Raw genomic sequence first — 23,958 nt, 5'->3', positions numbered from 1 at the left:
GGCGCGTGCCGTGATGCCGCTACTTGCGCACGGCACGCGCGCCGACGAGCGGATTGAACGCCGCGCGCTTCGGCTCGGCTTCTTCTTCCGTGTTCTTCTTCGCGGCGCGCGCCTTCGCGCGCGGCGGTGACGGGTCGCCGCCCAGTTGAGTCAGGAGATCTTCGTCGTCCTCGGCTTGCGCTTCGTCCTGTTGCATCTCGCGCGCGCCGCCCGCGAGATGCTCGACCACGGAGATGAAGTCCTTGCGTGCGTTCTTCAACGCACGTCCCGGCATCATCACGAGCACGACGGCTTCGTGCACCGTATGGCCATCGACGGTTTGCAGCGTGCCATCTTCGTTCCAGTCGATGCTGCTATTCGCGTAAGCCGCGACGACGTGATGCAGCACCGCAGGCGACATCACGCCCGCATCGTAAAGCCCGACGATCTGCTTTTCCGCGAGCGCGAAGAGACCCGGCGCGCCGCGTGCCGACTTTCGCGCGGCCATTTATTTCGCGGCGGGCGCGACCCGCCACACCGTATTGCCGATATCGTCGGCGACGAGCAATGCGCCTTTGCCATCGATCGCCACGCCGACAGGACGGCCGAGCGCATGACCATCCGACGACAGAAAGCCCGTCAGAATATCTTCGGGCGGTCCTGAAGGCTTGCCATTGTCGAAGGGCACGAAGATCACCTTGTAGCCACTTCTCGGCTTGCGATTCCACGAACCATGCTGACCGATGAGCGCGCCATTTCGATAGCGTTGCGCAAATGCGGTGCCGTCATAAAACGCGAGACCGAGCGAAGCGGTGTGCGCGCCGATCGCATAGTCCGGCGCGATCGCCGATTGCACGAGATCCGCGCGTTGCGGCTTCACGCGATCATCGACATGCTGGCCGTAATAGCTGTATGGCCAGCCATAGAAAGCGCCGTCTTTCACGGAGGTCAGATAGTCCGGCACGAGGTCGTTGCCGAGTTCGTCGCGCTCGTTGACCACGGTCCAGAGCGCGCCGCTCTGCGGCTGCCACGCCATGCCGTTCGGATTGCGCAAGCCCGTCGCGAAGAGGCGCGACTGCTTCGATTCGATATCGACTTCCATGATCGCCGCGCGGCCGTTCTCCGCGTCGATGCCGTTCTCCGCCACATTGCTGTTCGAGCCGACCGTCACGTAGAGCTTCCTTCCGTCGCGGCTCGCGATGATGTTCTTCGTCCAGTGATGGTTGATATCGCCGGCAGGCAAGTCGATGAACTTCTCGCCCGGCGTCGTGATTTGCGTCGTGCCGTTTTCGTACTTGAAGCGCAGGATCGCGTCGGTATCCGCGACGTAGAGATCGTCGCCGACGAGCGCCATGCCGAACGGCGAATGCAGCTTGTCGATGAACACGCTGCGCGTTTCAGCGATTCCGTCGCCATCGGCATCGCGCAGCAGCATGATGCGGTCCGGGCTTGGAACGGCCGCGCCCGCGCGCTTCATCACCTTCTTCATGACGAAGCCTTTAATGCCGGCGTTTTCGTCGTGCTTCGCGGGCGCATTGCTTTCGGCGACGAGCACGTCGCCGTTGGGCAGCGTCGCGAGCCAGCGCGGATGTTCGAGCCCCGTGCCGAACGCGGTCACATCGAAACCCTCGGGCGCGATGGGTTTTTGTCCCTGCGCCCAAGGTTCGGCAGGCGCGATGTTCACCGTCGGCATCATCGCTCTGCGCGGTGCGGGCAGCGTCGGGTTCGGGCCAAAGTCGTTCGCGTAATCGTCGGCGATGGCCGCGCCGCTCGCGAGCAACAACGCGAGCGCGACCGTGCCTGCCAGATGGCTCGGATGCGTTTTCAAACGTGACTCCTGAAACGTCGATTCAACCGCCGCCGATGCCTTGCGTCACCTTGCCCGTTCCGCCGCACGTCTTGCAGTCGGCGCCTTCGAGCTTGCCCGAGCCGTTGCAGTCCGGACAGATGTCTTCGCCGGTACCGGGCGCGCCGGGCTCGGCTTCATCGCCGGGATTGAGAGGAGGTTCTTGTGCCATTGCTGTCTCCTTTGAGCGGGTCGAATCGTCTTTTAGCGGAAGCAAGAGACGTTCCTCGTGACGTTGCGAAGCGCCCGCATCATGCGGACGTCCGTTCTGGTACGCGCGATGCTCGCACTATCGTGCGGCGCAAGCCGCGGCTTTTAACCTACGCGATGACTTAGCCAGGAGGGCTTCATGAGCGGAAATCAAAAGCAAACGGGCAATCAGCCATCGACGCCCAAGCAGCACGGCCAGCAAGACCGGTCGCCGGGGCAACCGCAACAGGATCAGCAGAGCGGTCAGCAGCAGCAGAATCAGCCGTTGCCACAGCATCAGGGCGGTCAGCGGCAACCCTGATCTTCATGGAGAAGCGGTAGCCACGCAACGCGCGCGGCCTCGTTCCGACGAGGCCGCGCGGACGTTTCAGGGCTTGCGTCCGAACGCTTCGCGCAAGCGTTTTTTCGCGCGTTCCAGCGTGCTCTTGCGCGACTTCGGCAGATTGCGCCCCGCGCGATTGATGTAGAAGTTCAGCATCGACATTGCCGATTGAAACGGCGAGCCCTTGCGGCGGGTGCTGCGCGTCGACGAGCGCTTGAGCGAATCGGCGATCTCCTGCGCGTTGCCGGTCTTGAAGATGTCGCGCTGAATATCCATTGCATCGCTCGTTTCCATCACATGATGCGACCAGCGATGCGTCGTGCGCTCCGGCTTCTTGCGGACGCTCGCAAGCGAATGCCGCTGGCGCGTGCTGGGCCGCTTGCCGCTATTCTTCTTTTTCGCTGCTGTCTTTGCGCTCGTTGTCATAGTCATTCCCTCAACGCTATTTCCGATGACGCGCGACGAGCCGATGTGCATCGCGCAACGCTTCGACGATTGCCTTGTATGCACGCTCGCGTGTCTCCGGATCGGGCGCGCGCAACGCGAACGAAGGATGATAGGTCGCGACGATCGCATGTCCCTCGTGTTCGAGCGCGTGCCCCATCGAGGCCTGCAGGGTCGCCTTCGAATCGCGCAACACGGACTTGAGCGCAGTCGAGCCGAGCGCGACGATCACTTGCGGCGCAACATCGCCTGTCTCGCGATCGAGCCAGTAATGGCAGGCATCGATCTCGCGCTGCGCAGGCGTCTTGTGCAGACGCCGCTTGCCGCGCGGTTCCCACTTGAAGTGCTTGACCGCGTTCGTTACATACACCTCCTTGCGCGCGACGCCCGCTTCTTCGAGCGCGCGATCGAGCATCGCGCCGGCAGGCCCGACGAACGGCTTGCCCTGCAAGTCTTCCTGATCGCCCGGCTGCTCGCCGACGATCATGATCGGCGCATGACGCGGACCGTTGCCCGGCACCGCTTGCGTCGCGTGTTCCCAGAGCGCGCAACGCCGGCATTCGTCGAGCGATGCGGGCGTCTGTTGCGGGTTGATATCGGCGCGTTTCGTGGCCATGTTCGCGCGCTCAGGCGTTGGCGATGCGACGTGCGTCTTCGAGCGTGAGCGGCTCGCGCATCGCTTCGGCGAGACGGCACACGGCGGCGTCGTGTTCGCACGCGACCACCGCGCCCACGCGTCCATCCTTCATCAGATACGCGATGAAATGCTGCGCTTCGAGATCGCCGTCTATTTCGATGCTGTCGGGCTCGCTGACATGTCCAAGATAGTCGAAGGTCTTCTCGTAGTGATAGGTCCAGAAGTAAGGAACGCCGACATACGTGCGTGCGCTGCCCGCCATGTTGTACGCGGCGACGCGCGCATGTTGCTGCGCGACACGCCAATGCTCGATGCGCACGCGCTGGTCCGAGCACGGCAACGGAAAGCGCGCGATATCGCCGGCGGCATAGAGCGCGGGCGCGGCGAGCATGGACGTGTCCACATCGATGCCGCCATCGTCCGCGAGCTCGACATCCGCAAGAAACGACGTGGCGGGATCGACGCCCGTGCCCGCGAGCACGACATCGGCTGCGATCTTCTCGCCGGAATCGAGGATCACTTCGCTTACCGCGTTGCCGCCCCTCAATGTGCTTACGCGTGCATTCATATGAAACGTCACGCCGTTCTTCTCGTGCAGCTTTCTGAACATCTCGCCGATGCGCTCGCCGAACTGCTTCGCGAACGGCACCTTGCCCGGCGCGACGATGGTCACGTCGACGTTTCGCTTCCTCAGACATGAAGCCGCCTCGAGCCCGATGAAACTCGCACCGACGATCACCGCGCGCTTGTGCTGTTCGAGCGATCCGAGGATCGCACGCGCATCGTCGCGAGTGCGCAGCAGATGTACATGCGCGAGGTTTGCGCCGGGCGTCGTGAGCGGCTTCGGCACGCCGCCGGTGCAGACGAGCGCGGCGTCGTAATCGATTTTGTGTCCGTTTGCGAGTTCGACGCGCCGGTTCTTCGCGTCGAGATGAACGGCAGGCGATTCGTTGCGTTCGATGTCGTGCTTCGCGAAGAAATCGTCGTCGAGCAGGGGCGGAACGTCGTCGGGTGGCATGTCGCCCGCGAGCGTGAACTTGCTGAGCGAGGTGCGATCGTACGGCTCGCGCGCGTCGCCGCCGACCAACACGATGCGTCCGCCGAAACCGGCTTCGCGCAACGCCGAACAAGCGGCCGAGCCCGCCGCGCCCGCGCCCACGATGAGCATGGTCCGGCTATCGTTGGTCTGTTTCTGCGATACGTCGCCGCTCTCCATGGGTTGCGCGGACACATACACATCGCCGTCCTTGAGCATCGCTTCATAGCGCGTCAACGCCTTCAAAGGCGGCGGCTCGACGAGACTGCCGTCGCCGACATCGAACGTGCCTTTGTGCCACGGACACACGATGCGCCCGTTGCAAATCGCGCCTTCGTCGAGCGGCCCGCCCGCATGCGGGCATTTGGCGGTGTACGCGCGCACATTCTCTCCGTCGCGCACGAGGAGGATCGGAATGTCCTTCGCGTCCTTGTCTTCGCTCTTGACGCACACGCGCGTGCCGCGCCCGGCGGACAGATCCGCGAAACGCGCGACTTTATGCAGGGTGGGGGGCATCGCACTCTCCGGTGGTCATCGAATGAGCGGGAAGCAATAAACGGTCCTCGACGCTCATGCGACGCCATGGCGCACGGCATTCGACGCCACGCATCAGGCGCGACAAGTTGTCCGGGAAAGAACGTTGACGGCTCTCAACCACGATTCCGGCCGCGTTCGTTAGCATCGCTAGCCAACTAATTCGAAAGCTAGAGCCAGTCGATGTCAAACATGTTGAAGAAGTCGTTGTTAGCGGTCGCGGGGGTCGTCATTGCAGGATATCTGGGCATGTCGGGTTATGCGTATCTGCACGACACGGCGTATGCGAGCAAGGCCGCAGAAGGGCCGGTGTCGTCGGCGCAAGCGGGTTCCATTCGCAACGTGCTGAACCGCAACGCATGCTATTACTGCCATTCGACGAAGGCCGAATTGCCGTCGTATTCGACATGGCCTGGCATCGCGCAGTTATCGAAGCATGACGTCGAGAAAGGGCTGCGTCATTTCCGTATCGACGCGCTCTACAACGCTCTCGAAGACGGCACGCCCGCGCCTGAAGCCGATATCGCCAAGCTCGAAACAGTCGTGAAAGACGGCACGATGCCGCCCGCTGCGTTCCGCGCCGTGCACTGGAGCACGGGCCTGACGCAGGATGATCGCGACATGCTGCTCGAATGGATCGCCGATGTCCGCAAAGCGAACTATGCGACGCACGGCGTAAGCGACGAATTCGCGAACGAGCCGGTGCAGCCATTGCCGGCATCGCTGCCCGTCGATGCGCGCAAGGTCGCGCTCGGCATGCGCCTGTTCCACGATCCGCGCCTGTCGTCTGACAATTCGATCTCGTGTGCGAGCTGTCATGGCCTCGGAACCGGTGGCGTCGACAACCGCAAGCTATCGCTCGGCGTGGGCGGTCAACTCGGCGGCGTGAACGCGCCGACCGTATTCAACGCGGCGCTGAATCACGCGCAGTTCTGGGACGGACGTGCCGCGACGCTGCAGGATCAGGCGGGCGGGCCGCCGCTGAATCCGGTCGAGATGGCTTCGGTTTCGTGGGATCAGATCATCGGGAAGCTGAACAAGGATGCGGAGTTCACGCGCGCCTTCACGAGTGTGTATGAACGCGGCTGGTCGGGCGACGACATCACGGACGCCATCGCCGAATTCGAAAAGACCTTGCTGACGCCGAGCCGTTTCGACGCTTATCTTCGCGGCGACAAGACCGCACTCAACGAGCAGGAATTGCGCGGCTATCAGCTATTCAAGGCGAACCGTTGCGCGACCTGTCACGTCGGCGCGAATCTCGGCGGCCAGTCGTATGAACGGATGGGACTTGCCGGCGATTACTTCGCGGCGCGCGGCGTTGCATTGACGGATGCGGACAAAGGCCGAGCGAACGTGACACGCGATCCGGGCGATCTGCATCGCTTCAAGGTGCCGGGACTGCGCAACGTCGCGCTGACCGCGCCGTATTTCCACGACGGCAACGTGAACGACCTGCATCAGGCCGTTCGCGACATGGCGAAGTACGAAGTGGGAACGAAGCTATCGGAAGCGGATGTCGAGTCGATCGTCGCGTTCCTCAAGGCACTCACGGGAACCTATACGCCGCTGGCGGCGAGCACGCAGTAAGCCGCACCCGCGCCGCGCGCAGCAACGAATCAAAGCGCCTCGGTCACCGCACGCAGGAACTGCCGCGTGCGCTCATGCTGCGGTGCGCTGAAGAACTGCTGCGGCGGCGCCTGTTCGATGATCTTGCCTTGCGAGAAGAAACACACGCGATCGGCGAACTCTTTCGCGAAGCCCATCTGGTGCGTGACCATCAGCATCGTCAGGTTGTGTTCTTCGCCGAGACGGCGAATCACGTTGAGCACTTCGCCGCATAGTTCGGGATCGAGCGCGGATGTCACTTCGTCGAACAGCATGATCTTCGGCCGCATGGCGAGCGCTCGCGCAATCGCGACGCGCTGCTGCTGTCCCCCCGACAATTGCGACGGGTAATGCTCGCACTTCTCCGCGAGGCCGACGAGCGACAGCAGTTCGCGCGCGCGCTCGGTCGCTTCCTTCTTCGACAATCCGAGCACGCTCATTGGCGCTTCGATCGTATTCGCGAGCGCGGTCATGTGTGGAAAGAGATTGAAGCTCTGAAACACCATGCCGATCTTGCTGCGAACCTGACGAACATGCCGCGGCGATGCGGGCACGAGCTTGCCGCCGCGCATTTCGTGCGTGAGCGGCTGCCCGTCCACTTCGATGACGCCATCGGTCAGCGGATCGAGCGTCATCAGTACGCGCAATAGCGTGGACTTGCCCGAGCCGCTCGGGCCGATGATCGCCACCTTCTCGTTCGGCGCGACATCGAGATCGAGGCCGTCGAGCACGGTCAGCGCGCCGTAGCGTTTGGTGACGTTGCGAAAGCGCACCATCGGCGTGTTCGCGCTGGCGTCGGCTGCGCGGCCGAGCGCGGGGTCGAAATCCCGTTTCATCTGCTGCTCCTGGTATTGAGTCGCGGTCATGGCAGCCTCACGCGCCGTTCGATATGACGCACGCCCGAAGCGAACGTCACGCTGATGATGAGAAAGAAGATTCCGGTCATCGTGATGGGTTCGAGATAGCGAAAGGTCTCGGAGCCGATGTTCTTCGCCTGCTGCATCAGTTCGACGACGGTGATCGCGGAGAGCACCGGCGTGTCCTTGAACATCGCAACAAGGTAGTTGCCGAGCGCGGGAATGACCGGGCGGATCGCTTGCGGCAGAATCACGCCGGTATAGGTGCGCCACGGCCTGAGCGACAGCGCGCACGATGCTTCCCATTGTCCGCGTGCAACGCCGTTGAGTCCCGCGCGATACACCTCGGACACATAGCATGCGTAATGGACCGCGATGCCGAGCGTGCCCGCCGTCAACGCCGACATCGTGAAGCCGTAAAGCGGCGCGACATAGAAGAGCACGTACACCTGAATCAACAGCGGCGTGCTGCGTATGAACTCGATGAAGAACGCAGTCGTCTTCGCGAGCGGGGCGAAATCGCTGCGCCGCATGATGGCGAGAACGAGGCCGAGCACGAGCGCGATGGCGAACCCGACGAGCGTGATGCCGATCGTATAAGTCGCCGCGCGCGCGAGTTCCGGCAGGATATGCAGCGCGTATTTCACATCGAAGAGTTGACCCAGCGACGTCATGATGCGGCCCCCGGTAAGGTGCGGCTCGCGCGACGGATCGCGACATGACTGCTCACGCGCCGCTCGAACACCCGCATCACGGCGACGATCACCTGCGCGAGCACGAAGTAGATGAGCAGCGTGAGCCCGAAGATTTCCGCTGTCTTGAAGGTCGCTTCGTCGAGCTGGCGCGCGCGGAACGTGAGATCCGACAGCGTGATCAGCGAGACGAGCGATGTGCCCTTCAACAGTTCGATCATCAGATTCGTCGCGGGCGGCAGCGCGTTGATCATCGCCTGCGGAAGCACGATGCGACGCAGCCGCGCCGTGGCCGGCATGTTCAGCGCGAGCGCCGCTTCGTACTGTCCGCCCGGCACCGAACGCAGCGCGCCGCGCAGAATCTCGGAGCCATACGCGCCGTAGTGCAACCCGAGCCCGACGATGGCGACCGTGAAGGGCGTCAGTTGCACGTTGAACGGCGGCAGCGGCAGCACGAAGAAGAGCCAGAACAACTGCACGAGCAGCGAAGTGCCGCGAAACACTTCGACATACACGTTGCCGATCAATCGCACGACACGGTGTGGCGCGGCGCGCAACGCCGTCGCGACGCCCGCCATGACGATCGCAAGCAGGATGCTGATGAAGGCGATCTGGATCGTGACAAGTGTGCCCTTCATCATCAAGGGCAGAAGCTCACGGAGGTCACTCATGACGGTTCCTCGCTAGTAGATGAAGCTGCGCGTCGCGATGCATCGATGCTCAACCGGCACACAGTTCCGGCGCTTTCTTCGCTGTCACGTTGGACTTGTCGAAGCCGAAGGGCGCGACCGTCTTCAGATGATCGTCGGTGCCGAGCCACTGATGCAGCTCCTTGTTGACGGCGTCGCGCAGATCCGTGTCTTCGGGTCGGAACGCGAGCGCGCCATAGCCTGTGTGCTTCGGATCGTCGTTGAACTGCTTGATCGCCTCGACCGACGAGCCGCCTTTTTCGGCGAGGCCCTTCATCGTCAATGCGGTGCCGACAGCCGCGTCGGCGCGACGCGCGCGCACGGCCTGCAATTGCGCGGTCGTGTCCGGAACCTGAAGAATCTGGTCGTCCTTGATGCCCGCCGCGCGCGCATAACCGAGTTCCGCCGTACCTGCCATCACAGCAAGCTTCGTGTCCGGCTGCTTCGCGACATCGGCATAGCTGTGCAGGTTCTTCGGATTGCCCTTCATCGTCAGCAGCGTGTCGGGAATCTGATATTGCGGATCGGCGAACGCCACTTGCTTGCAACGCTCGGGCGTGATGTACATGCCCGCTGCAATCACGTCGAAGCGGCCGGCTTTGAGGCCCGGAATCAATGCGCCCCATTCGGTCAGCACCGCATCGACCTTCTTCACGCCGAGCTTGGCGAACACCTTCTTCGCGATCTCGGGCGATTCGCCGGTTACGGTGCCATCGGGCGTCGTGTAGGCGAAGGGCGTTTCGTTCGCATAGCCGATACGCACCTCGCCGGTGCGCTGGATGCGCTGCAACGTGGTTTCCGCGTTCGCGCTCGTGGCATAGGCGGCAAGACTCGCTGCCGCGACGCACGCCGCCGCCAGCATTCCAGACAGTCGCTTCGTGTTCATATCGTTCCCGTAGTAATGGTTCTTCAAGCGTGGTCGAGTGGGGCGGCGCTGCATGTGAGAGACCGAGGAAAACCCTTACTCCAAGGGGCTTTGGAGTCACTCGCCGCATAGCCACCGACGCAGAATACAAAGCCATATATTTGTTCCGATTGCTCTAGGACAATTATTTTCGCGCGCGCTTTTGGGCCACTATTGCGCATGGAACCAGGCATGCGAGGAACAGCAAGTGAATGAAAGATGGCGCGACGCCGTGCGTACCGTGCAGGGCGTGCAGTCGAAGTACAAGCGGCTCGTCAAGGCGATGGCCGCCGATATAGAAAGCGGCGCGCTCGCATCGGGCGAACGGTTGCCGCCGCAACGCGAAGTCGCCGCCGATCTCGCGATCAGCGTGCAGACCGTCACCAATGCCTACAAGGAACTCGAACGGCAAGGGCTGATTCGATGCGAGGTCGGACGCGGGAGCTTCGTCAGCGCGCGCGTGACCGAAACGATGTCCAATTACATGCTCGACACCGCCGAGCGCTCGGTCGTCGATTTTTCGATCGCGCGCATCGTCCATACGCCCGAGCATGACGCGATGTGGCGCAAGGTCTGCGCGACGCTTTCGACCATCGACGATCAGCCGTGGATACGTGCGTTCCGGCCGATTGCGGGCTTCGACAGTCATCGACAGGCGGGCGTGGAGTGGCTCGCTTCGCTCAACATGCCCGCGAAGGTCGAGACGCTGCTCGTCACCAACGGCGTCGCGCATAGCATCTTCCTTGCGCTGGCGAGCATCGTCGGGCCGGGCGATACGGTGCTGTGCGAAAGCCTCACCGATCACGGCGTAATCGGATCGGCGAACGTGTTGGGGTTTACGCTCAAAGGTCTCGAGATCGACGAGCACGGCATTCGCCCCGAGCACTTCGAGGAAGTCTGCGACAGCGAACGCGTGAGCGCGCTCGTCTGCACGCCGACGCTCAACAATCCCACGGTCGCGATGATGCCCGACTCCCGCCGCCGCGCGATTGCGCGTATCGCGGAACGCTATGGCGTCTATGTGATCGAGGACGATGTCTATGGCGCGTTGCCCGCGAAAACGCAGACGCCTATCGCGAGCCTCATTCCGGAACTCGCTTTCTACTGCACGAGCATGACCAAGTCCGTATTGAGCGGCTTGCGCACGGGCTTCATGACGGTGCCGCGGCGTCTTGCGTTGCGTGCGGAAAGCGTGCTGCGCGTCAGTTGCTGGATGGCGACGTCGCCCATCGCGGAAGTCACCGCGCGCTGGATCACGGATGGCACGGCGCAACGTCTCGTGGAGATTCAGCGCGAGCGGCTCGCGGCACGCCAGGGCGTCGTGCGCGAAGTGCTCGGCGAATACGTGCTCGGCAGTCATCCGAACGCGCTTTCGGTATGGCTGCGTGTGCCCGACGAATGGGAAGCGGAGCGCATCACGCGTGAATTGCGCAATCGCAATATCGCCGTGACGTCGCCGGATCCGTTTCTCGTGCGCGGCGCGGACCGGCCCAATGCGGTGCGGCTATGCGTGGGCGCGGAAGTCGGCGAAAGCACGTTTCGCAGCGCGGTCGAAACGATGCGCGAAGTTTTCGGTCAGTACCCGCATGTGCATGACTTCAACTAAATGAACTAGGACAATCGAAAACGATTTTTTAGGACATTAGACTGAGTTGCATGGTTAGCTCAAACGCAATTCAGCCGCACATGTCCGCACTCACGCTCGCCGATGTCTACCGCGCCCGCCAGCGCATCGAAGGCCGCGCGCTCGTCACGCCGCTGGTTCATTCGCTGTCGCTCTCGCGCATCGCGGGCGTGCCCGTTCATCTGAAGCTCGAAACGCTGCAACCTACGGGCAGCTTCAAACTGCGCGGCGCGACCAATGCGCTCGCACAGATCGCGGCGCAAGGCTGCAAGCGTGTCGTCACCGCATCGACGGGCAATCATGGCCGCGCGGTTGCACACGCGGCACGCGCGCTCGGCATCGAAGCTGCAGTGTGCATGTCGTCGCTCGTGCCGAAGAACAAGGTCGATGCGGTGGCCGCGCTCGGCGCGCGTGTCGTCATCGTCGGCAAGAGTCAGGACGATGCACAGGTCGAAGCGCAACGTCTCGTGCGCGAAGAAGGCTATGCATTCGTGCCGCCCTTCGACGACGAACGCGTGATCGCGGGGCAAGCCACCATTGGCCTTGAAATTCTCGAAGCGCTGCCCGATGCGGCGAGCATCGTCGTGCCCTTGTCGGGCGGCGGGCTATTCAGCGGCGTCGCGTTCGCGGCGAAAAGCATTCGTGCCGACGTGAAGATGATCGGCGTGTCGATGGAACGCGGCGCTGCGATGCATGCGAGTCTCGCGGCAGGCAAGCCGGTGTTCGTCGATGAACTCGAAACACTCGCCGATTCGCTCGGCGGCGGCATCGGCCTCGATAACAGACATACGTTCGCGATGACGCGCGATCTCATCGACGATGTCGTGCTGCTCGATGAAGTGTCGATCGCGCGCGGCATCGTGCACGCGTATCGCGAAGAGCGGCTCGTTGTAGAAGGCGCGGCGGCGGTCGGCATCGCGGCTTTGCTCGACGGCGCGATTGGAGCCGCGAACGGACCGATCGTCATCGTCGTGAGCGGCAGCAACATCGATATCGCAACGCATCGTCGACTCATCGGAGCGGCCTGAACCCATGTCCAACATCGATACCTCCACCGTGCTGCTCGGGCAGGCGCAATTGCGCAAGCTCGTGCCGCTCGACCTCGACGCGATCGAGCAAGTCGAAGCCGCGTTCAAGTCGCTCGCGACCGAAGCCGTCGCAATGCCGCCGATCCTGCGTCTCGACATTCCCGAGCACGCCGGCGAAGTCGACGTGAAAACCGCTTATTTGCCGCGCTTTCCGAGCTTCGCGATCAAGGTGAGCCCTGGCTTCTTCAACAATCCGTCGCTCGGACTTCCGAGCCTCAATGGCCTGATGCTCGTGCTGTCCGCGCGCACCGGTCTCACGGAAGCCGTGTTGCTCGACAACGGTTATCTCACCGCCGTGCGTACCGCTGCGGCGGGCGCGGTTGCCTCGCGCTGGCTCGCGCGCAAGGATGCGAAGCGCGTCGCGATTATCGGCGCGGGCGAGCAGGCGCGTCTGCAATTGAAGGCGTTGCGGCTCGTGCGCGACATCGGGCATGTGACCGTATGGGCGCGCGATCCGAAGAGCGCGCAGCAGTTCGCGCGTGACTGCGAAGACTTGCCGTGCGATGTCGCCGACAGCGTGAACCAGGCGTTGAAGCACGCCGATATCGCCATCACGACGACGCCGAGCCGTGAGCCACTGATACACGCACGCGATCTGCATCCGGGCTTGCATATCACCGCGATGGGTTCGGATGCGGAGCACAAGAATGAAATCGCTCCGGACGTGTTCGCCAAAGCGCGCTATGTGTGCGACCGCCTTCAGCAAGTGCGCGTGCTCGGCGAGCTGCATCATGCGATCGAAGCGGGGGTGACGGATGCTGATGCATCTTTTGCCGAGCTTGGCGAAGTCATCGCGCAACAGGCTCAAGGCCGTATGAGCGATGACGAGATCACCGTCTGCGATCTGACCGGCACCGGCGCGCAAGACACCGCGATCGCGACGCTCGCCATTCAGCGAGCGCGCGCGGCACAGGCAGGAACCATTTTCCACAACGATGTGACCGCTTGATAGAGGGGACGATGTCCGAAATCACGCAACAGAAGAAGCCGGATGAACGAGGGGCGCCCGTGGTACGCCTGCCGTTCGAACGCAGCGAGTACGACGCGCGAATCGCGAAGACACGGCGCGCGATGGAGAAAGCGGGCATCGATCTGATGATCGTGACCGACCCGACCAACATGGCGTGGCTCACCGGTTACGACGGCTGGTCGTTCTACGTGCATCAATGCGTGCTGCTCGCGATGCACGGCGATCCGGTCTGGTACGGCCGCGGCCAGGACGCGAACGGCGCGAAGCGCACGGTGTTCATGTCGCACGACGATATCGTCGGCTACCCGGATCACTATGTGCAGTCGCAGGTGCGCCATCCGATGGATTATCTGTCATCCGAAGTAATTGCCGCGCGTGGCTGGGACACGTTGCGCATCGGCGTGGAGATGGACAACTATTACTTCAGCGCGAAGGCGTATGCGTCGCTGACGCAGCATCTGCCGAACGCGAAGTTCGTCGATGCGACCGCGCTCGTCAACTGGCAGCGCGCAGTGAAGTCGAAGCGCGAGATCGAGTACATGCGCGTCGCGGCGCGCATCGTCGAGAAGATGCATGCGCGCATTCTCGACACGGTCGAGCCGGGCATGAAGAAGAGCGATCTCGTCGCGCAGATTTACGAAGCGGGCATCACGGGCGTCGAAGGTTATGGCGGCGACTATCCCGCGATCGTGCCGCTATTGCCGACGGGTTCCGACGCCGCCGCGCCGCATCTCACATGGGACGACTCGACGTTCACGGCGAATGCGGGCACGTTCTTCGAAATCGCCGGATGCTTCAAGCGCTATCACTGCCCGCTCTCGCGCACGGTGTATCTCGGCCGCCCGCCGCAGCATTTCATCGAAGGCGAGAAGGCGGTCGTCGAAGGCATCGAGGCGGGTCTCGCGATGGCGAAGCCGGGCAACAAGACCGAGGACATCGCCAATGCTTTCTTCGCGGTGTTGCGCAAGTTCGGCATCGAGAAGGATAGCCGTTGCGGTTATCCGATCGGCGCGAGCTATCCGCCGGACTGGGGCGAGCGCACGATGAGCCTGCGTCCCGGGGACCAGACCGTCCTCGAACCCGGCATGACGTTCCACTTCATGCCGGGGCTGTGGCTCGACGACTGGGGCCTCGAAATCACGGAGAGCATCCTGATTACGGACACCGGCGTCGAGACCTTCTGCAACACGCCTCGCAAATTGTTCGTGAAGGAGTAGCACGATGCGCGCGTCACCGATCAGCCCGACCGTCGACTTCGATGCAGAGGGCGAACAGCACGGCTTTCTGAAGCTGCCGTATTCGCGCAACGATTCCGCGTGGGGCGCCGTGATGATTCCCGTCACCGTGATCAAGCGCGGCGACGGACCGACCGCGCTGCTCACGGGCGGCAATCACGGCGACGAATACGAAGGGCCGATCGCGCTGGCGAAGCTCGCATCGACGTTGAAGGCAAGCGACGTGAACGGCCGCGTGATCATCGTGCCGTTCATGAACTATCCGGCGTTTCGCGCGGGTTCGCGCACTTCGCCGATCGACGCGGGCAATCTGAATCGCAGCTTTCCGGGCAAGCCCGACGGCACGGTGACGGAAAAGATCGCGGATTACTTTCAGCGTCATCTGTTGCCGCTCGCCGATTACGTGCTCGATATCCACGCGGGCGGCCGCACGCTCGATTTTCTGCCGTTTGCGGCCATTCATGTATTGAACGACGGGACGCAGCAGTCGCGTTGCGAAGCCGCGATGCGTGCATTCGGCGCGCCGTATTCGATGCGGATGCTCGAACTCGACAGCATCGGTCTGTATGACAGCGCGGCCGAGGAAGCGGGCAAGGTGTTCGTCTCGACGGAACTGGGCGGTGGCGGTTCGTCGACGGCGAAGAGCGTCGCGGTGGCGGAGCGCGGCGTGTACGGCTTTCTCGCGTATGCGGGCATCATCGAGAAGGAGGTGGTTCGCGGCGAAGCGCGCACGACGACGTTGCTCGACATGCCGGATGGTTCCTGCTACACGACGAGCGAGCATACGGGCCTGCTCGAAATGTGCCGCGATCTCGGCGACATGGTGAGAGCGGGCGATGTGCTTGCGCGCGTATATGACGTTACGCGCACGGGCGCGACGCCGGTTGAATATCGCGCGAAGCGTGACGGACTGCTTGCGGCGCGGCATTTTCCGGGCCTCGTGCAGATGGGCGACACCGTGGCCGTGGTCGCGGATATCGTCGAACGCAACATTGCCGTGAGCGTGTAAGTTGATCAAGCTCGACCGCTACGATCTGGCCATTCTGCGCATTCTTGCGCGGGATGGCCGCATAACGAAATCGCGCCTTTCGGAAGAGGTCAATTTGTCGATCTCGCCCGCGTGGGAGCGTGTGAAGAAACTCGAAGACAGCGGGCTTATCAAGGGCTATCGCGCGGATATCGACTGGACGGCTGCTTCCAAGGGCAGCCGAATTGTCGTTGAGGTGACGCTTTCGCGTCATACCGCGCAAGATATGCGGCGCTTCGAGGAGCGCGTCGCGGCGGCTTCCGAGATCGTGCAGTGTTATGCCACCGGCGGCGGCGTGGATTACGTGCTGCACGTCGTGTCGCGGGATATCGATCACTATCAGCGGTTCATCGATTCTTTGCTTGTCGAAGAGTTGGGTATCGAGCGGTACTTCACTTATATCGTTACGAAAGTCGTGAAGAATAGTACGGAAGGGCCGCCGGATTGGGTTGACGATGTGGCTTAGTTATTTTTTGGTTGCCGGATCCCGTATTTGTGTCGGCTCGGGGAAGCCCAAAAAAACGCAAAAAGAAGCACAGAAAAAACAGAAAAAACACCCACCGCCCGAGGGCAATAACAAAAAACTCCATCGCGGCAACGCCCTTAAAGTGGACCCATCGAACCATGCAAATCAAGCACGCTTTGAGCAAGGAGACGAACATGCTGCTGGGCCATCCCGTTCTATTCAAATCCCTCTGTTATGTCGACGGCCGCTGGATTCACAGCGACAGCGCCGCATCGATTGCAGTAACCAATCCCGCCGATCAGAACGTCATCGGCCATGTCCCGATGCTCGATCAGGCGCAAATCGTCGCCACCATCGATGCCGCCGATCGCGCATTCCAGTCATGGCGCTGGATGCCGCAGCAAAAGCGCAGTGCGCTGCTCCTGCGCTGGCATGAACTCATCATGCGTCATCAATCGGACCTTGCCGGCATTTTGTCGCTCGAGCAAGGCAAGCCGCTCGCGGAATCCAAAGGCGAAATCGCCTATGCGGCGAGCTTCGTCGAATGGTTCGCGAACGAAGCGAAACGCCTGGCGGGCCGCACCATTCCGACGCATATCGATGGCGCGCATCTCGGCACCGTGATGGAACCGGTCGGCGTCGCGGCATTGATCACGCCGTGGAATTTCCCCGTCGCGATGATCACGCGCAAGGCCGCCGCCGCGATTGCCGCGGGCTGCACCGTCGTCGTGAAGCCCGCGCACGAAACGCCGTTCTCCGCGATCGCACTCGCACAACTCGCCGAAGAAGCAGGCTTTCCGCCGGGCGTGTTCAACGTCGTGATCGGCGAGCCACAAATGGCGATGGAAACGCTCGTCAGCGATACGCACGTGCGCGCCGTGAGCTTCACGGGGTCGACGCGCGTCGGCGGTCTCGTTGCGAAGACGGCAGCGCAGGCGGGCATCAAGAAGCTCGCATTGGAACTGGGCGGCAACGCGCCTTTCATCGTGACGGAAGACGCGGACCTGGAACAGGCCGTGCGCGTTGCAGTGGGCGCGAAGTTTCAAACCTCGGGGCAGGATTGCTGCGCTGCGAACCGCATTCTCGTCGCGCGTCCGCTTTATGAACGGTTCGTCGAACGCTACACGGAAGCGGTGAAAGCGCTGAAAGTAGGGACGGCCTTCGAAGCAAATGTCGATGTCGGTCCGCTCATGCATCAGGCCGCATTCGATGCGACCGTCGCTCGTGTCGAGGATGCAAAGGCGCAAGGCGCGCGCATCACCGTCGGCGGCAAAGCTCATGCGCTCGGTGGCTGGTTTTATGAACCGACCGTCGTCGCCGATGCCAGACCGGGCATGCGTATCTACGACGAAGAGAACTTCGCGCCGATCTCCGCGATCTCGCCGTTCGATACGCTCGACGAAGCCGTCGCGCGCGCCAACGACACCGAATACGGCCTCGCCGCCTACGTCTGTGCGACGCGCATCGACACGATCTTCCAGCTCGTGCGCCGACTCGATTTCGCGATGGTGTCGGTCAACGGCGTGAAGTTCACCGGCGCGCCGATCCCGTTCGGCGGCATGAAGGCATCGGGCCTCGGACGCGAAGGCGGCGCGGAAGGCTTCGAGCCCTTCGTCGAAACGAAATACTTTTGCCTCGGCAATCTCGGCCTGCCGCTCACGAGCGCGGCCTGAAGACCTATCCTCAGAGACACGCAGTACCGCATATCAAGGAGAAGCACATGACCCAGCAGAATCAATCGCTCGAGCAACTGTTCGCCGAAGACCGCGCGCACTTCATGCATCCGTCCACGCATGCACACGATCACGCGAGCGGCGCGCTGCCCGGCAAGATCGTCACGGGCGCGAAGGGCATCCGCATTCAGGATCATCAAGGTAAAAGTTATATCGACGCATTCGCGGGCCTCTATTGCGTGAACATCGGCTATGGCCGCACCGAAGTAGCCGACGCAATCTATGAGCAGGCGAAGAAGCTCGCGTATTACCACACGTATGTCGGTCACTCGACCGATACGATCATCGAGCTGTCGTCGCGCATCATAGACTGGTCGCCCGAGGGCATGAAGAAGGTGTATTACGGCATGTCGGGATCGGATGCGAACGAAACGCAGATCAAGATCGTCTGGTATTACAACAATGTTCTCGGCCGTCCGAACAAGAAGAAGATCATCTCGCGCGAGCGCGGTTATCACGGATCGGGCATCGTGACGGGCAGTCTCACGGGTCTGCCGAGCTTTCATCAGAACTTCGATCTGCCGATCGACCGCGTGAAGCACACGGTTTGTCCGCACTGGTATCGCAAGGCGCCCGCCGGCATGAGCGAAGCGCAATTCACCGCGTATTGCGTCGATGAACTCGAAAAGCTGATTGCGAAAGAAGGCGCGGATACGATCGCTGCATTCATCGCCGAACCGGTCATGGGCACGGGCGGTATCATCGCGCCGCCGCAAGGTTATTGGGAAGCTATCCAGGATGTTCTGCGGAAGCACGACATTCTTTTGATCTCCGATGAAGTCGTGTGCGGCTTCGGCCGTCTCGGCTCGAAAATGGGCGCGCAGCACTTCGGCATCAAGCCCGATCTCATCACGGTCGCGAAGGGCCTGACGAGCGCCTATGCGCCGCTGTCGGGCGTGATCGTCGGCGAGAAGGTGTGGGACGTGATCGAGAAGGGCTCGCGGGAACATGGTCCGATGGGACACGGCTGGACGTATTCGGGGCATCCCATTTGCGCGGCTGCTGCTATCGCGAACCTCGATATTCTCGAGCGCGAAAACCTGACGCAGAATGCCGCCGATGTCGGCGCGTATTTCCAGCAGCAATTGCACACGGCTTTCGATTCGCATCCGCTCGTCGGCGAAGTGCGCGGCGCGGGCATGCTCGCGGCGCTCGAATTCATGGCCGACAAGGACGCGCGCACGCCGTTCGACGCCGCGCTGAAGGTCGGCCCGAAGGTATCGGCGGCAGCACTCGAACGCGGCGTGATCGCGCGCGCCATGCCGCATGGCGATATCCTCGGCTTCGCGCCGCCGCTCGTCACGACGCGTGAAGAAGCGGACGAAATCGTCGGCATCGTGAAGCAGGCCGTGGATGCGGTGGCGAACGAAGTTATCGGCTCGGCACTCGCTACGCAAGCGATCTGATTCTCTTGAGTAGCGGTATGGGTAGTTGTGTTGCCAGAGGCTCGCGAAGCATTGCGGGCCCTTTTTGCGAGTCTGAAGGAACGTGCGTTGCTGAGTAATCTTCGGTGCCCCATCGAAAGGAGATTCACGATGAGCGAGAGCGAAGAGAAACGCCATCAGCAACCGCATTCCGCGCCTCACCCGAATGCAGCGGAGATCGAACCGGAGAACCGTCGGCTCGATCAGCATCCGCATCAGACGGCGGAAGTGCCTTATGGATCGGGCAATGAGCCGGAAATTGCAGGAAAGGGCGGGCTTGACGCACAGAACGCAGATCTTCCCGATCCCGCGAACGAACAATCCAGGACGCCGGGCAAAGATTGACGCATCGATTCGACGCGCCCATAAAACAAAACGGCCACTCAGGTGGCCGTTTTGTCATTTCCGATTAGCGCGTCGCGATATACATCGTGATTTCAAAGCCGAAGCGCATATCCGTGAAACTCGGGGTTTCCCACTTCATAGAGCCTCCTTGTGCAATGATTGGCCAGACGGATGCCGGGCCATTGCGCGGTTCTTCTGCTGCAGGCGCCGTGCAAAGCCGCGCATCCCAAATCGACGCACTTTAGATGCTAGCGCGAGAACAGGTATGACACGATTGGAAATTGCACCGGCGTTCATTTAAATTTTTTATAGCGGTCTCGGGCGATTGCCCGAATCGTCAGGTGTCGTGCCGATCTTGTCAGGATCATGGACCGGGTCGGGTTCCATTGCCTCTCCCGGCCGAGGGATTACCCGGTCTGCTTCGGCAGGGTCGATATTGCTCAGATTATTGCCTCCGGGCGCACGCGGCTTGTCGTGCGTATCGGGAGCTGCGGGTTTTTCGGCCATTACATTTTCCTCGTCAAACACGTGCCTTGCGCAAAGATCGAAAGCGTGGGGCGGCAGGATTGAATGCCGCATTGCGGAATAAGCGAAAGTTATGTCGCTGTTACTCGACGCGCGTGGCTTCGCGCAGCACCGCATCTTCGCTGTCGAAATTGCGATCGGTCATTTTGTTGAGCACGGCCAAGACCTCGCCGTCCGCGCCATTGCTTTTCGCGAGCGTCAGAAGTTTTTCCTTGCCCATCGGATAGTCGGCGCCCTTCAGCACGCGCGCGATTTCTTCCGGGCGCGGCTCATCCGGATGCCGGTGATTCTGCGAATGCGCGGGATGCTGTGCCATTTCCGCCTCCTTTTCGATTCGACGATAACCCTGACGATTCAGCAACGCGCGTACCCGTCACCGGGATCGGTTGATGCTGAATTGTCGATACGTTCCAACCGAAATCGAGGCGAGACATAACATGGCTATTGCAGCAGACCGCATCTCCGACACCGAAGTCAAGGTCGGCGAGATCATCTATAGCTTCGACACCAAGGTAACTGCCGATGGCTTTCAGCAATGCCTCGGCAGCGACTCGGTCGAGACCTGCGCGAAGAACCACGCGCCGGTGTCGACACGCGCCGTGGCCGATGAGAGCGGTGCGCCGAAGGGCGAGCCGGGCAGCATCATTTCACCGTCGCTGGGCGGCATGCCTTGATGCACGCGGCTACAGTGCCGCGCTTGCCGTCGTCGCGCGCGGAGCGAGCGCGGTGCGTGTGAGCGCGTCGAGCGGCAGCGGCTTGTCGAAGAAATAGCCCTGCGCCTGCGCCGCGCCCATGTCGCGCAACACGGCGAGCGTCGCCGCATCTTCGACGCCTTCCGCGACGAGCGTCAGATCGAGCGATTCCGCCATGCGCACGATCGCGCGCACGATCGCACGGCTGCGCGGGCTTTCGGTCAGTTCGAGAATGAACGACTTGTCGATCTTGAGGCCGGTGAACTGGTATTGATGCACATAACTGAGCGACGAAAAACCCGCGCCGAAATCGTCGAGCACGACAGACATGCCGTTGTCGGCCAGTCGCTGCATGGTGCGCCGCGCGAGATCGGGCTCGGCCACGAGCGCGCCTTCGGTAAGCTCGAGGCACACGCGCGACGGCGAGACGCGATAGCGACGCAATAGCGCCAGAACGTCATCGGCGAATTCGGGGCGCGTCATGCTATAGCTGGAGCAGTTCACATGCACCGGCGGCCAGTGCGCGAAGCGCGCATTCGAGAGAATCGCGGCAACGCGTTCGAGCATGTATAGATCGAGTCTGCCGATGAGCCTCAAGCCTTCGACCGAAGGAAGAAATTCACCCGGCCCGACGATATGGCCATCGGGTTGATGCCAGCGGATCAACGCTTCGAGCGCGACGATCTCACCGCTCTTTACGTCGACGATAGGCTGGAAATAAGGCAGCAGTTCGTCATCGCGCTTGATCGCATTGCGCAATGCGCCCTCACGTTCCACCTGGTCCGACACCTGACGTCGCAGTTCCTGATTGAACACGACGAAGCTGTCGCGTCCCGCATTTTTCACGCGATACATCGCGGTATCGGCGTCGCGCAACAGGTCGGCGGGCTCGGTATGGAACTGGCTGTCCGCGCTCACGATGCCAATGCTGCACGACGAAAACACGACATGCTCTTCGATGTGAAACGGCAGATCGAACGCGGCCAGAATACGCTTGGCGATCGATACCGCATCGCGAACGTGTGCATCCGGGGAGAGCACGGCGAATTCGTCCCCGCCGAGGCGCGCGAGCAGATCCGTCGAACGCAGGCAATCGCGCAAGCGCGCCGCGGCCTGAACCAGCAGCATGTCGCCGAAGTGATGGCCGAGGCTGTCGTTCACGACCTTGAATCGGTCGAGGTCGATGAACATCACCGAGAGTTGGTCGCCGCGCGTCTGATAGTCCTGCCATGCGCAGCGCAGCTTGTGCATCAGATGGCTTCGATTCGGCAAGCCCGTCAATGAATCGTGCGAGTTCTCATAAAGCAGGCGTGCGTTGACATCGTCGAGTTCGCGCGTGCGCGCCTGGACCCGCGCTTCGAGTTCGAGGTTCGCGGCATGCAGCGCTTCGGCATCGCGCCGACGCGAAAGCGCCGTATCGATATGCCGCGACACGAAGGTGAGCAGTTCCTGATCGCGCAGCGAATAGCGCACGAGCGGCGAATAGCTTTGCACGGCGAGCACGCCGCGCACGACATCGCCATCGAAGAGCGGAATGCCGAGCCACGATCGCAGACGCACTTCGCTATGCTCGATCTCGAACGCGCCTTCTTCGATGAGACGCAGCGCCTCCGCATGATCGATCAGCCGCGCGCGCCGCTCGCGGATCACATATTCGGTGAGGCCGCGTTGTCCGCGTCGCGGCGCGGGGCGCTCCTGCACGATTTCATCGACGTAATACGGGAACGACACTTCGTCCGTTTCCGGTTCGATGAGTGCGATATAAAAATTGCGCGCGTAAAGCAATTCGCCGACGATCCCATGCAGGCTGCGCAAGAACTCCATCATGTCGCCGGGACGGCTCGACAATTCTGCGATCTGGTAGAGCGCAGCTTGCAGATGCTCGGATCGTTCGCGCTCGGCGATGCCGTGACGCAGCGCCGCGTTGAGCTTCGACAGTTCGGACGTGCGGTGCGCGACCTGCTCTTCGAGATCGGCGCGATGCAGGATGCGGTCGAGCGCCATCGCCACATGTCGTGCGACGACCAGAAAGAGCGCGCGGTCCTCGACGGTATAAATGCGCGATACGTCATAGACCTGCATCGCGAGCATGCCGAATACTTCGTCGCTCGCATTCTTGAGCGGCGCGCCCATCCAGAACTCGGGGCGGTCGCCGATGCAATAGAAATGGCCCGCGCGCTCCGCCGCGCAAATATCCGCGGCGGTGATGAAAAGTGGCTGCGCGCTCGTGAGCACGCGACCCGTCATCGAAAGACGTTCCGGATTCAGGATGTCGTAGTTTTCGGCCGCGACGACGTCGGTATCGATGACGTCGACATAATACGGATACGTGATCTTGCCCGTCTTGCGATCGTAGAGTGCGAGATAGAAGTTCTCCGCGTCGATGAGCGTGCCGAGCCGTTCATGCACGCCGCGCAGAAAATCGGCGCGCTCGGGCACGGAACTCGCCAGATAGGCGATTTCATAAAGCACGCGCTGCGTGAGTTGCGCGCGTGCGAGGGCATCGGCCTGCACGCGCTCGCCGAGCGTGCGCGCGAGTTCGGCGAGATGCGCGTCGTCGCGATGCGTGACCGGCGCGAGCAGCCAGCCGAGCACGCTCTCGCCGCGTCCGGTCGGCCAGCAGTGCCAGCCGTTATCGATGCACACCTCCGTCAGGCGTTCCTCGGCGATGCCATGCGGCCATTCCTGCGCATCGGGAAGCGCTGCATCGCCGCGCCGCTCGAGATGCAACTGCTCGCCCGCGCGATACCACGCCCATTGCTGCGGGCAGCCCATCGCGGCGGCCTCGCGCAGCAATGCGTCGATCGATGACGCCACGCTCGCGAAAATCTTTTCATCGGTCGCCGCCACGGTTGCAGGCTCGACCGCGGTTGCGCGGGCAACCTGCGCGTCGTACGCGGGAAACACACTCATCGGCGCTCCAGGCCATATTGCCGCCACGTTGGGCGGGTCTCGTTCAGCGACTGCGCTCGCACGCTGCTCCGGGCGCGCGTCACAAGCACAGGCTCTATATGGGTAACGGCACGGAGCATACAGCCTTGAGCATGCGGTTCAAAAAAAGCCGCTCGTGC

25 protein-coding genes are annotated in these 23,958 nt (G+C 62.2%); 12 read left to right on the top strand and 13 right to left on the bottom strand.

The genetic code is table 11. From position 1 onward, the window contains the following. Nucleotides 1-19 precede the first annotated feature (19 nt). The 3 genes from NCS00_RS18520 to NCS00_RS18510 are packed head-to-tail and all read right to left on the bottom strand — an operon-like array spanning nt 20 to nt 1,997. Nucleotides 20-487, bottom strand: coding sequence for a hypothetical protein (locus tag NCS00_RS18520; RefSeq protein WP_175979473.1), 468 nt, complete (start codon nt 485-487; stop codon nt 20-22). Further along, nucleotides 488-1,807, bottom strand: a complete 1,320-nt coding sequence (locus tag NCS00_RS18515; protein WP_502801587.1) for a PQQ-dependent sugar dehydrogenase — start codon at nt 1,805-1,807, stop codon at nt 488-490. It lies immediately after the preceding gene. A gap of 22 nt (nt 1,808-1,829) precedes the next feature. Then, nucleotides 1,830-1,997, bottom strand: coding sequence for a hypothetical protein (locus tag NCS00_RS18510; RefSeq protein WP_175979471.1), 168 nt, complete (start codon nt 1,995-1,997; stop codon nt 1,830-1,832). A gap of 177 nt (nt 1,998-2,174) precedes the next feature. On the opposite strand from NCS00_RS18510, the gene NCS00_RS18505 reads away from it, so the two are divergent. Further along, nucleotides 2,175-2,336, top strand: a complete 162-nt coding sequence (locus NCS00_RS18505; RefSeq protein ID WP_167561849.1) for a hypothetical protein — start codon at nt 2,175-2,177, stop codon at nt 2,334-2,336. A gap of 66 nt (nt 2,337-2,402) precedes the next feature. Here the strand turns inward: NCS00_RS18505 and NCS00_RS18500 are convergent, their stop codons facing one another. From NCS00_RS18500 to NCS00_RS18490, 3 genes are read right to left on the bottom strand one after another with little or no spacing between them, the layout of a single operon-like run. After that, complete coding sequence (locus NCS00_RS18500) at nt 2,403-2,783, bottom strand: DUF3175 domain-containing protein (RefSeq protein WP_008353024.1); 381 nt, start codon at nt 2,781-2,783, stop codon at nt 2,403-2,405. A gap of 16 nt (nt 2,784-2,799) precedes the next feature. Beyond that, nucleotides 2,800-3,417, bottom strand: coding sequence for a UdgX family uracil-DNA binding protein (locus NCS00_RS18495; RefSeq protein WP_250440687.1), 618 nt, complete (start codon nt 3,415-3,417; stop codon nt 2,800-2,802). A gap of 10 nt (nt 3,418-3,427) precedes the next feature. Then, entirely contained in the window at nt 3,428-4,990 is a 1,563-nt protein-coding gene (locus tag NCS00_RS18490) for an FAD-dependent oxidoreductase (RefSeq protein WP_250440686.1), read from the bottom strand. Between the two features lie 201 nt (nt 4,991-5,191). Between NCS00_RS18490 and NCS00_RS18485 the strand changes: the two genes are divergently transcribed. Continuing rightward, nucleotides 5,192-6,598, top strand: coding sequence for a cytochrome c peroxidase (locus NCS00_RS18485; RefSeq protein ID WP_175979468.1), 1,407 nt, complete (start codon nt 5,192-5,194; stop codon nt 6,596-6,598). Between the two features lie 29 nt (nt 6,599-6,627). Here the strand turns inward: NCS00_RS18485 and ehuA are convergent, their stop codons facing one another. From ehuA to ehuB, 4 genes are read right to left on the bottom strand one after another with little or no spacing between them, the layout of a single operon-like run. Further along, complete coding sequence (gene ehuA, locus NCS00_RS18480; protein ID WP_425129919.1) at nt 6,628-7,482, bottom strand: ectoine/hydroxyectoine ABC transporter ATP-binding protein EhuA; 855 nt, start codon at nt 7,480-7,482, stop codon at nt 6,628-6,630. Beyond that, entirely contained in the window at nt 7,479-8,138 is a 660-nt protein-coding gene (gene ehuD / locus NCS00_RS18475; protein ID WP_208456975.1) for an ectoine/hydroxyectoine ABC transporter permease subunit EhuD, read from the bottom strand. Before ehuD ends, ehuA begins: the two co-directional genes overlap by 4 nt. Before the next feature lie 5 nt (nt 8,139-8,143). Then, nucleotides 8,144-8,836: an ectoine/hydroxyectoine ABC transporter permease subunit EhuC gene (gene ehuC, locus NCS00_RS18470; RefSeq protein WP_250440685.1), complete on the bottom strand. Its 693-nt coding sequence runs from the start codon at nt 8,834-8,836 to the stop codon at nt 8,144-8,146. Nucleotides 8,837-8,885: 49 nt separating this feature from the next. Beyond that, nucleotides 8,886-9,740, bottom strand: coding sequence for an ectoine/hydroxyectoine ABC transporter substrate-binding protein EhuB (gene ehuB, locus NCS00_RS18465; protein WP_175979466.1), 855 nt, complete (start codon nt 9,738-9,740; stop codon nt 8,886-8,888). Nucleotides 9,741-9,966: 226 nt separating this feature from the next. On the opposite strand from ehuB, the gene ehuR reads away from it, so the two are divergent. From ehuR to NCS00_RS18420, 9 genes are all read left to right on the top strand, one after another. Next, on the top strand, nt 9,967-11,364 hold the full coding sequence (ehuR, locus tag NCS00_RS18460; protein ID WP_008353032.1) for a MocR-like ectoine utilization transcription factor EhuR: 1,398 nt from the start codon (nt 9,967-9,969) through the stop codon (nt 11,362-11,364). An 80-nt stretch (nt 11,365-11,444) separates the two neighbouring features. Further along, nucleotides 11,445-12,410 carry a hydroxyectoine utilization dehydratase EutB gene (gene eutB, locus NCS00_RS18455; RefSeq protein ID WP_250440684.1) on the top strand — a complete coding sequence of 322 codons (966 nt, stop codon included), beginning with the start codon at nt 11,445-11,447 and terminating at the stop codon, nt 12,408-12,410. Nucleotides 12,411-12,414: 4 nt separating this feature from the next. Beyond that, entirely contained in the window at nt 12,415-13,419 is a 1,005-nt protein-coding gene (locus tag NCS00_RS18450; RefSeq protein WP_175979463.1) for a cyclodeaminase, read from the top strand. An 11-nt stretch (nt 13,420-13,430) separates the two neighbouring features. Then, a complete protein-coding gene (doeA, locus tag NCS00_RS18445) occupies nt 13,431-14,657 on the top strand; it encodes an ectoine hydrolase DoeA (RefSeq protein ID WP_250440683.1) in 1,227 nt (408 codons plus the stop codon). A gap of 4 nt (nt 14,658-14,661) precedes the next feature. Next, nucleotides 14,662-15,684 carry a N(2)-acetyl-L-2,4-diaminobutanoate deacetylase DoeB gene (gene doeB, locus NCS00_RS18440; protein WP_008353039.1) on the top strand — a complete coding sequence of 341 codons (1,023 nt, stop codon included), beginning with the start codon at nt 14,662-14,664 and terminating at the stop codon, nt 15,682-15,684. A gap of 4 nt (nt 15,685-15,688) precedes the next feature. Next, the gene (locus tag NCS00_RS18435) at nt 15,689-16,168 is read left to right on the top strand and encodes an Lrp/AsnC family transcriptional regulator (RefSeq protein ID WP_250440708.1); all 480 of its coding nucleotides are present in this window, start codon (nt 15,689-15,691) and stop codon (nt 16,166-16,168) included. Nucleotides 16,169-16,362: 194 nt separating this feature from the next. Beyond that, on the top strand, nt 16,363-17,841 hold the full coding sequence (locus NCS00_RS18430; protein ID WP_250440682.1) for an NAD-dependent succinate-semialdehyde dehydrogenase: 1,479 nt from the start codon (nt 16,363-16,365) through the stop codon (nt 17,839-17,841). A gap of 47 nt (nt 17,842-17,888) precedes the next feature. Continuing rightward, on the top strand, nt 17,889-19,307 hold the full coding sequence (locus NCS00_RS18425) for an aspartate aminotransferase family protein (RefSeq protein WP_008353047.1): 1,419 nt from the start codon (nt 17,889-17,891) through the stop codon (nt 19,305-19,307). Nucleotides 19,308-19,436: 129 nt separating this feature from the next. Continuing rightward, nucleotides 19,437-19,670, top strand: a complete 234-nt coding sequence (locus NCS00_RS18420) for a hypothetical protein (RefSeq protein WP_008353048.1) — start codon at nt 19,437-19,439, stop codon at nt 19,668-19,670. A gap of 64 nt (nt 19,671-19,734) precedes the next feature. On the opposite strand, the gene pqqA is transcribed toward NCS00_RS18420, so the two are convergent. Both pqqA and NCS00_RS18410 read right to left on the bottom strand, forming a co-directional pair. Then, nucleotides 19,735-19,809, bottom strand: coding sequence for a pyrroloquinoline quinone precursor peptide PqqA (gene pqqA / locus NCS00_RS18415; RefSeq protein WP_008353049.1), 75 nt, complete (start codon nt 19,807-19,809; stop codon nt 19,735-19,737). Between the two features lie 468 nt (nt 19,810-20,277). After that, nucleotides 20,278-20,511: a DUF2795 domain-containing protein gene (locus tag NCS00_RS18410; protein ID WP_008353051.1), complete on the bottom strand. Its 234-nt coding sequence runs from the start codon at nt 20,509-20,511 to the stop codon at nt 20,278-20,280. Between the two features lie 121 nt (nt 20,512-20,632). On the opposite strand from NCS00_RS18410, the gene NCS00_RS18405 reads away from it, so the two are divergent. Beyond that, the gene (locus NCS00_RS18405) at nt 20,633-20,869 is read left to right on the top strand and encodes a hypothetical protein (protein ID WP_250435947.1); all 237 of its coding nucleotides are present in this window, start codon (nt 20,633-20,635) and stop codon (nt 20,867-20,869) included. 9 nt (nt 20,870-20,878) lie between these two features. On the opposite strand, the gene NCS00_RS18400 is transcribed toward NCS00_RS18405, so the two are convergent. Then, on the bottom strand, nt 20,879-23,800 hold the full coding sequence (locus tag NCS00_RS18400; RefSeq protein WP_175979458.1) for a bifunctional diguanylate cyclase/phosphodiesterase: 2,922 nt from the start codon (nt 23,798-23,800) through the stop codon (nt 20,879-20,881). Nucleotides 23,801-23,958: the final 158 nt, after the last annotated feature.

This window comes from Caballeronia sp. AZ1_KS37, from assembly GCF_023631165.1.
In the GTDB taxonomy this organism is placed as follows: Bacteria; Pseudomonadota; Gammaproteobacteria; order Burkholderiales; family Burkholderiaceae; genus Caballeronia; species Caballeronia zhejiangensis.
This window is presented reverse-complemented; position numbering and strand designations above follow the sequence as displayed.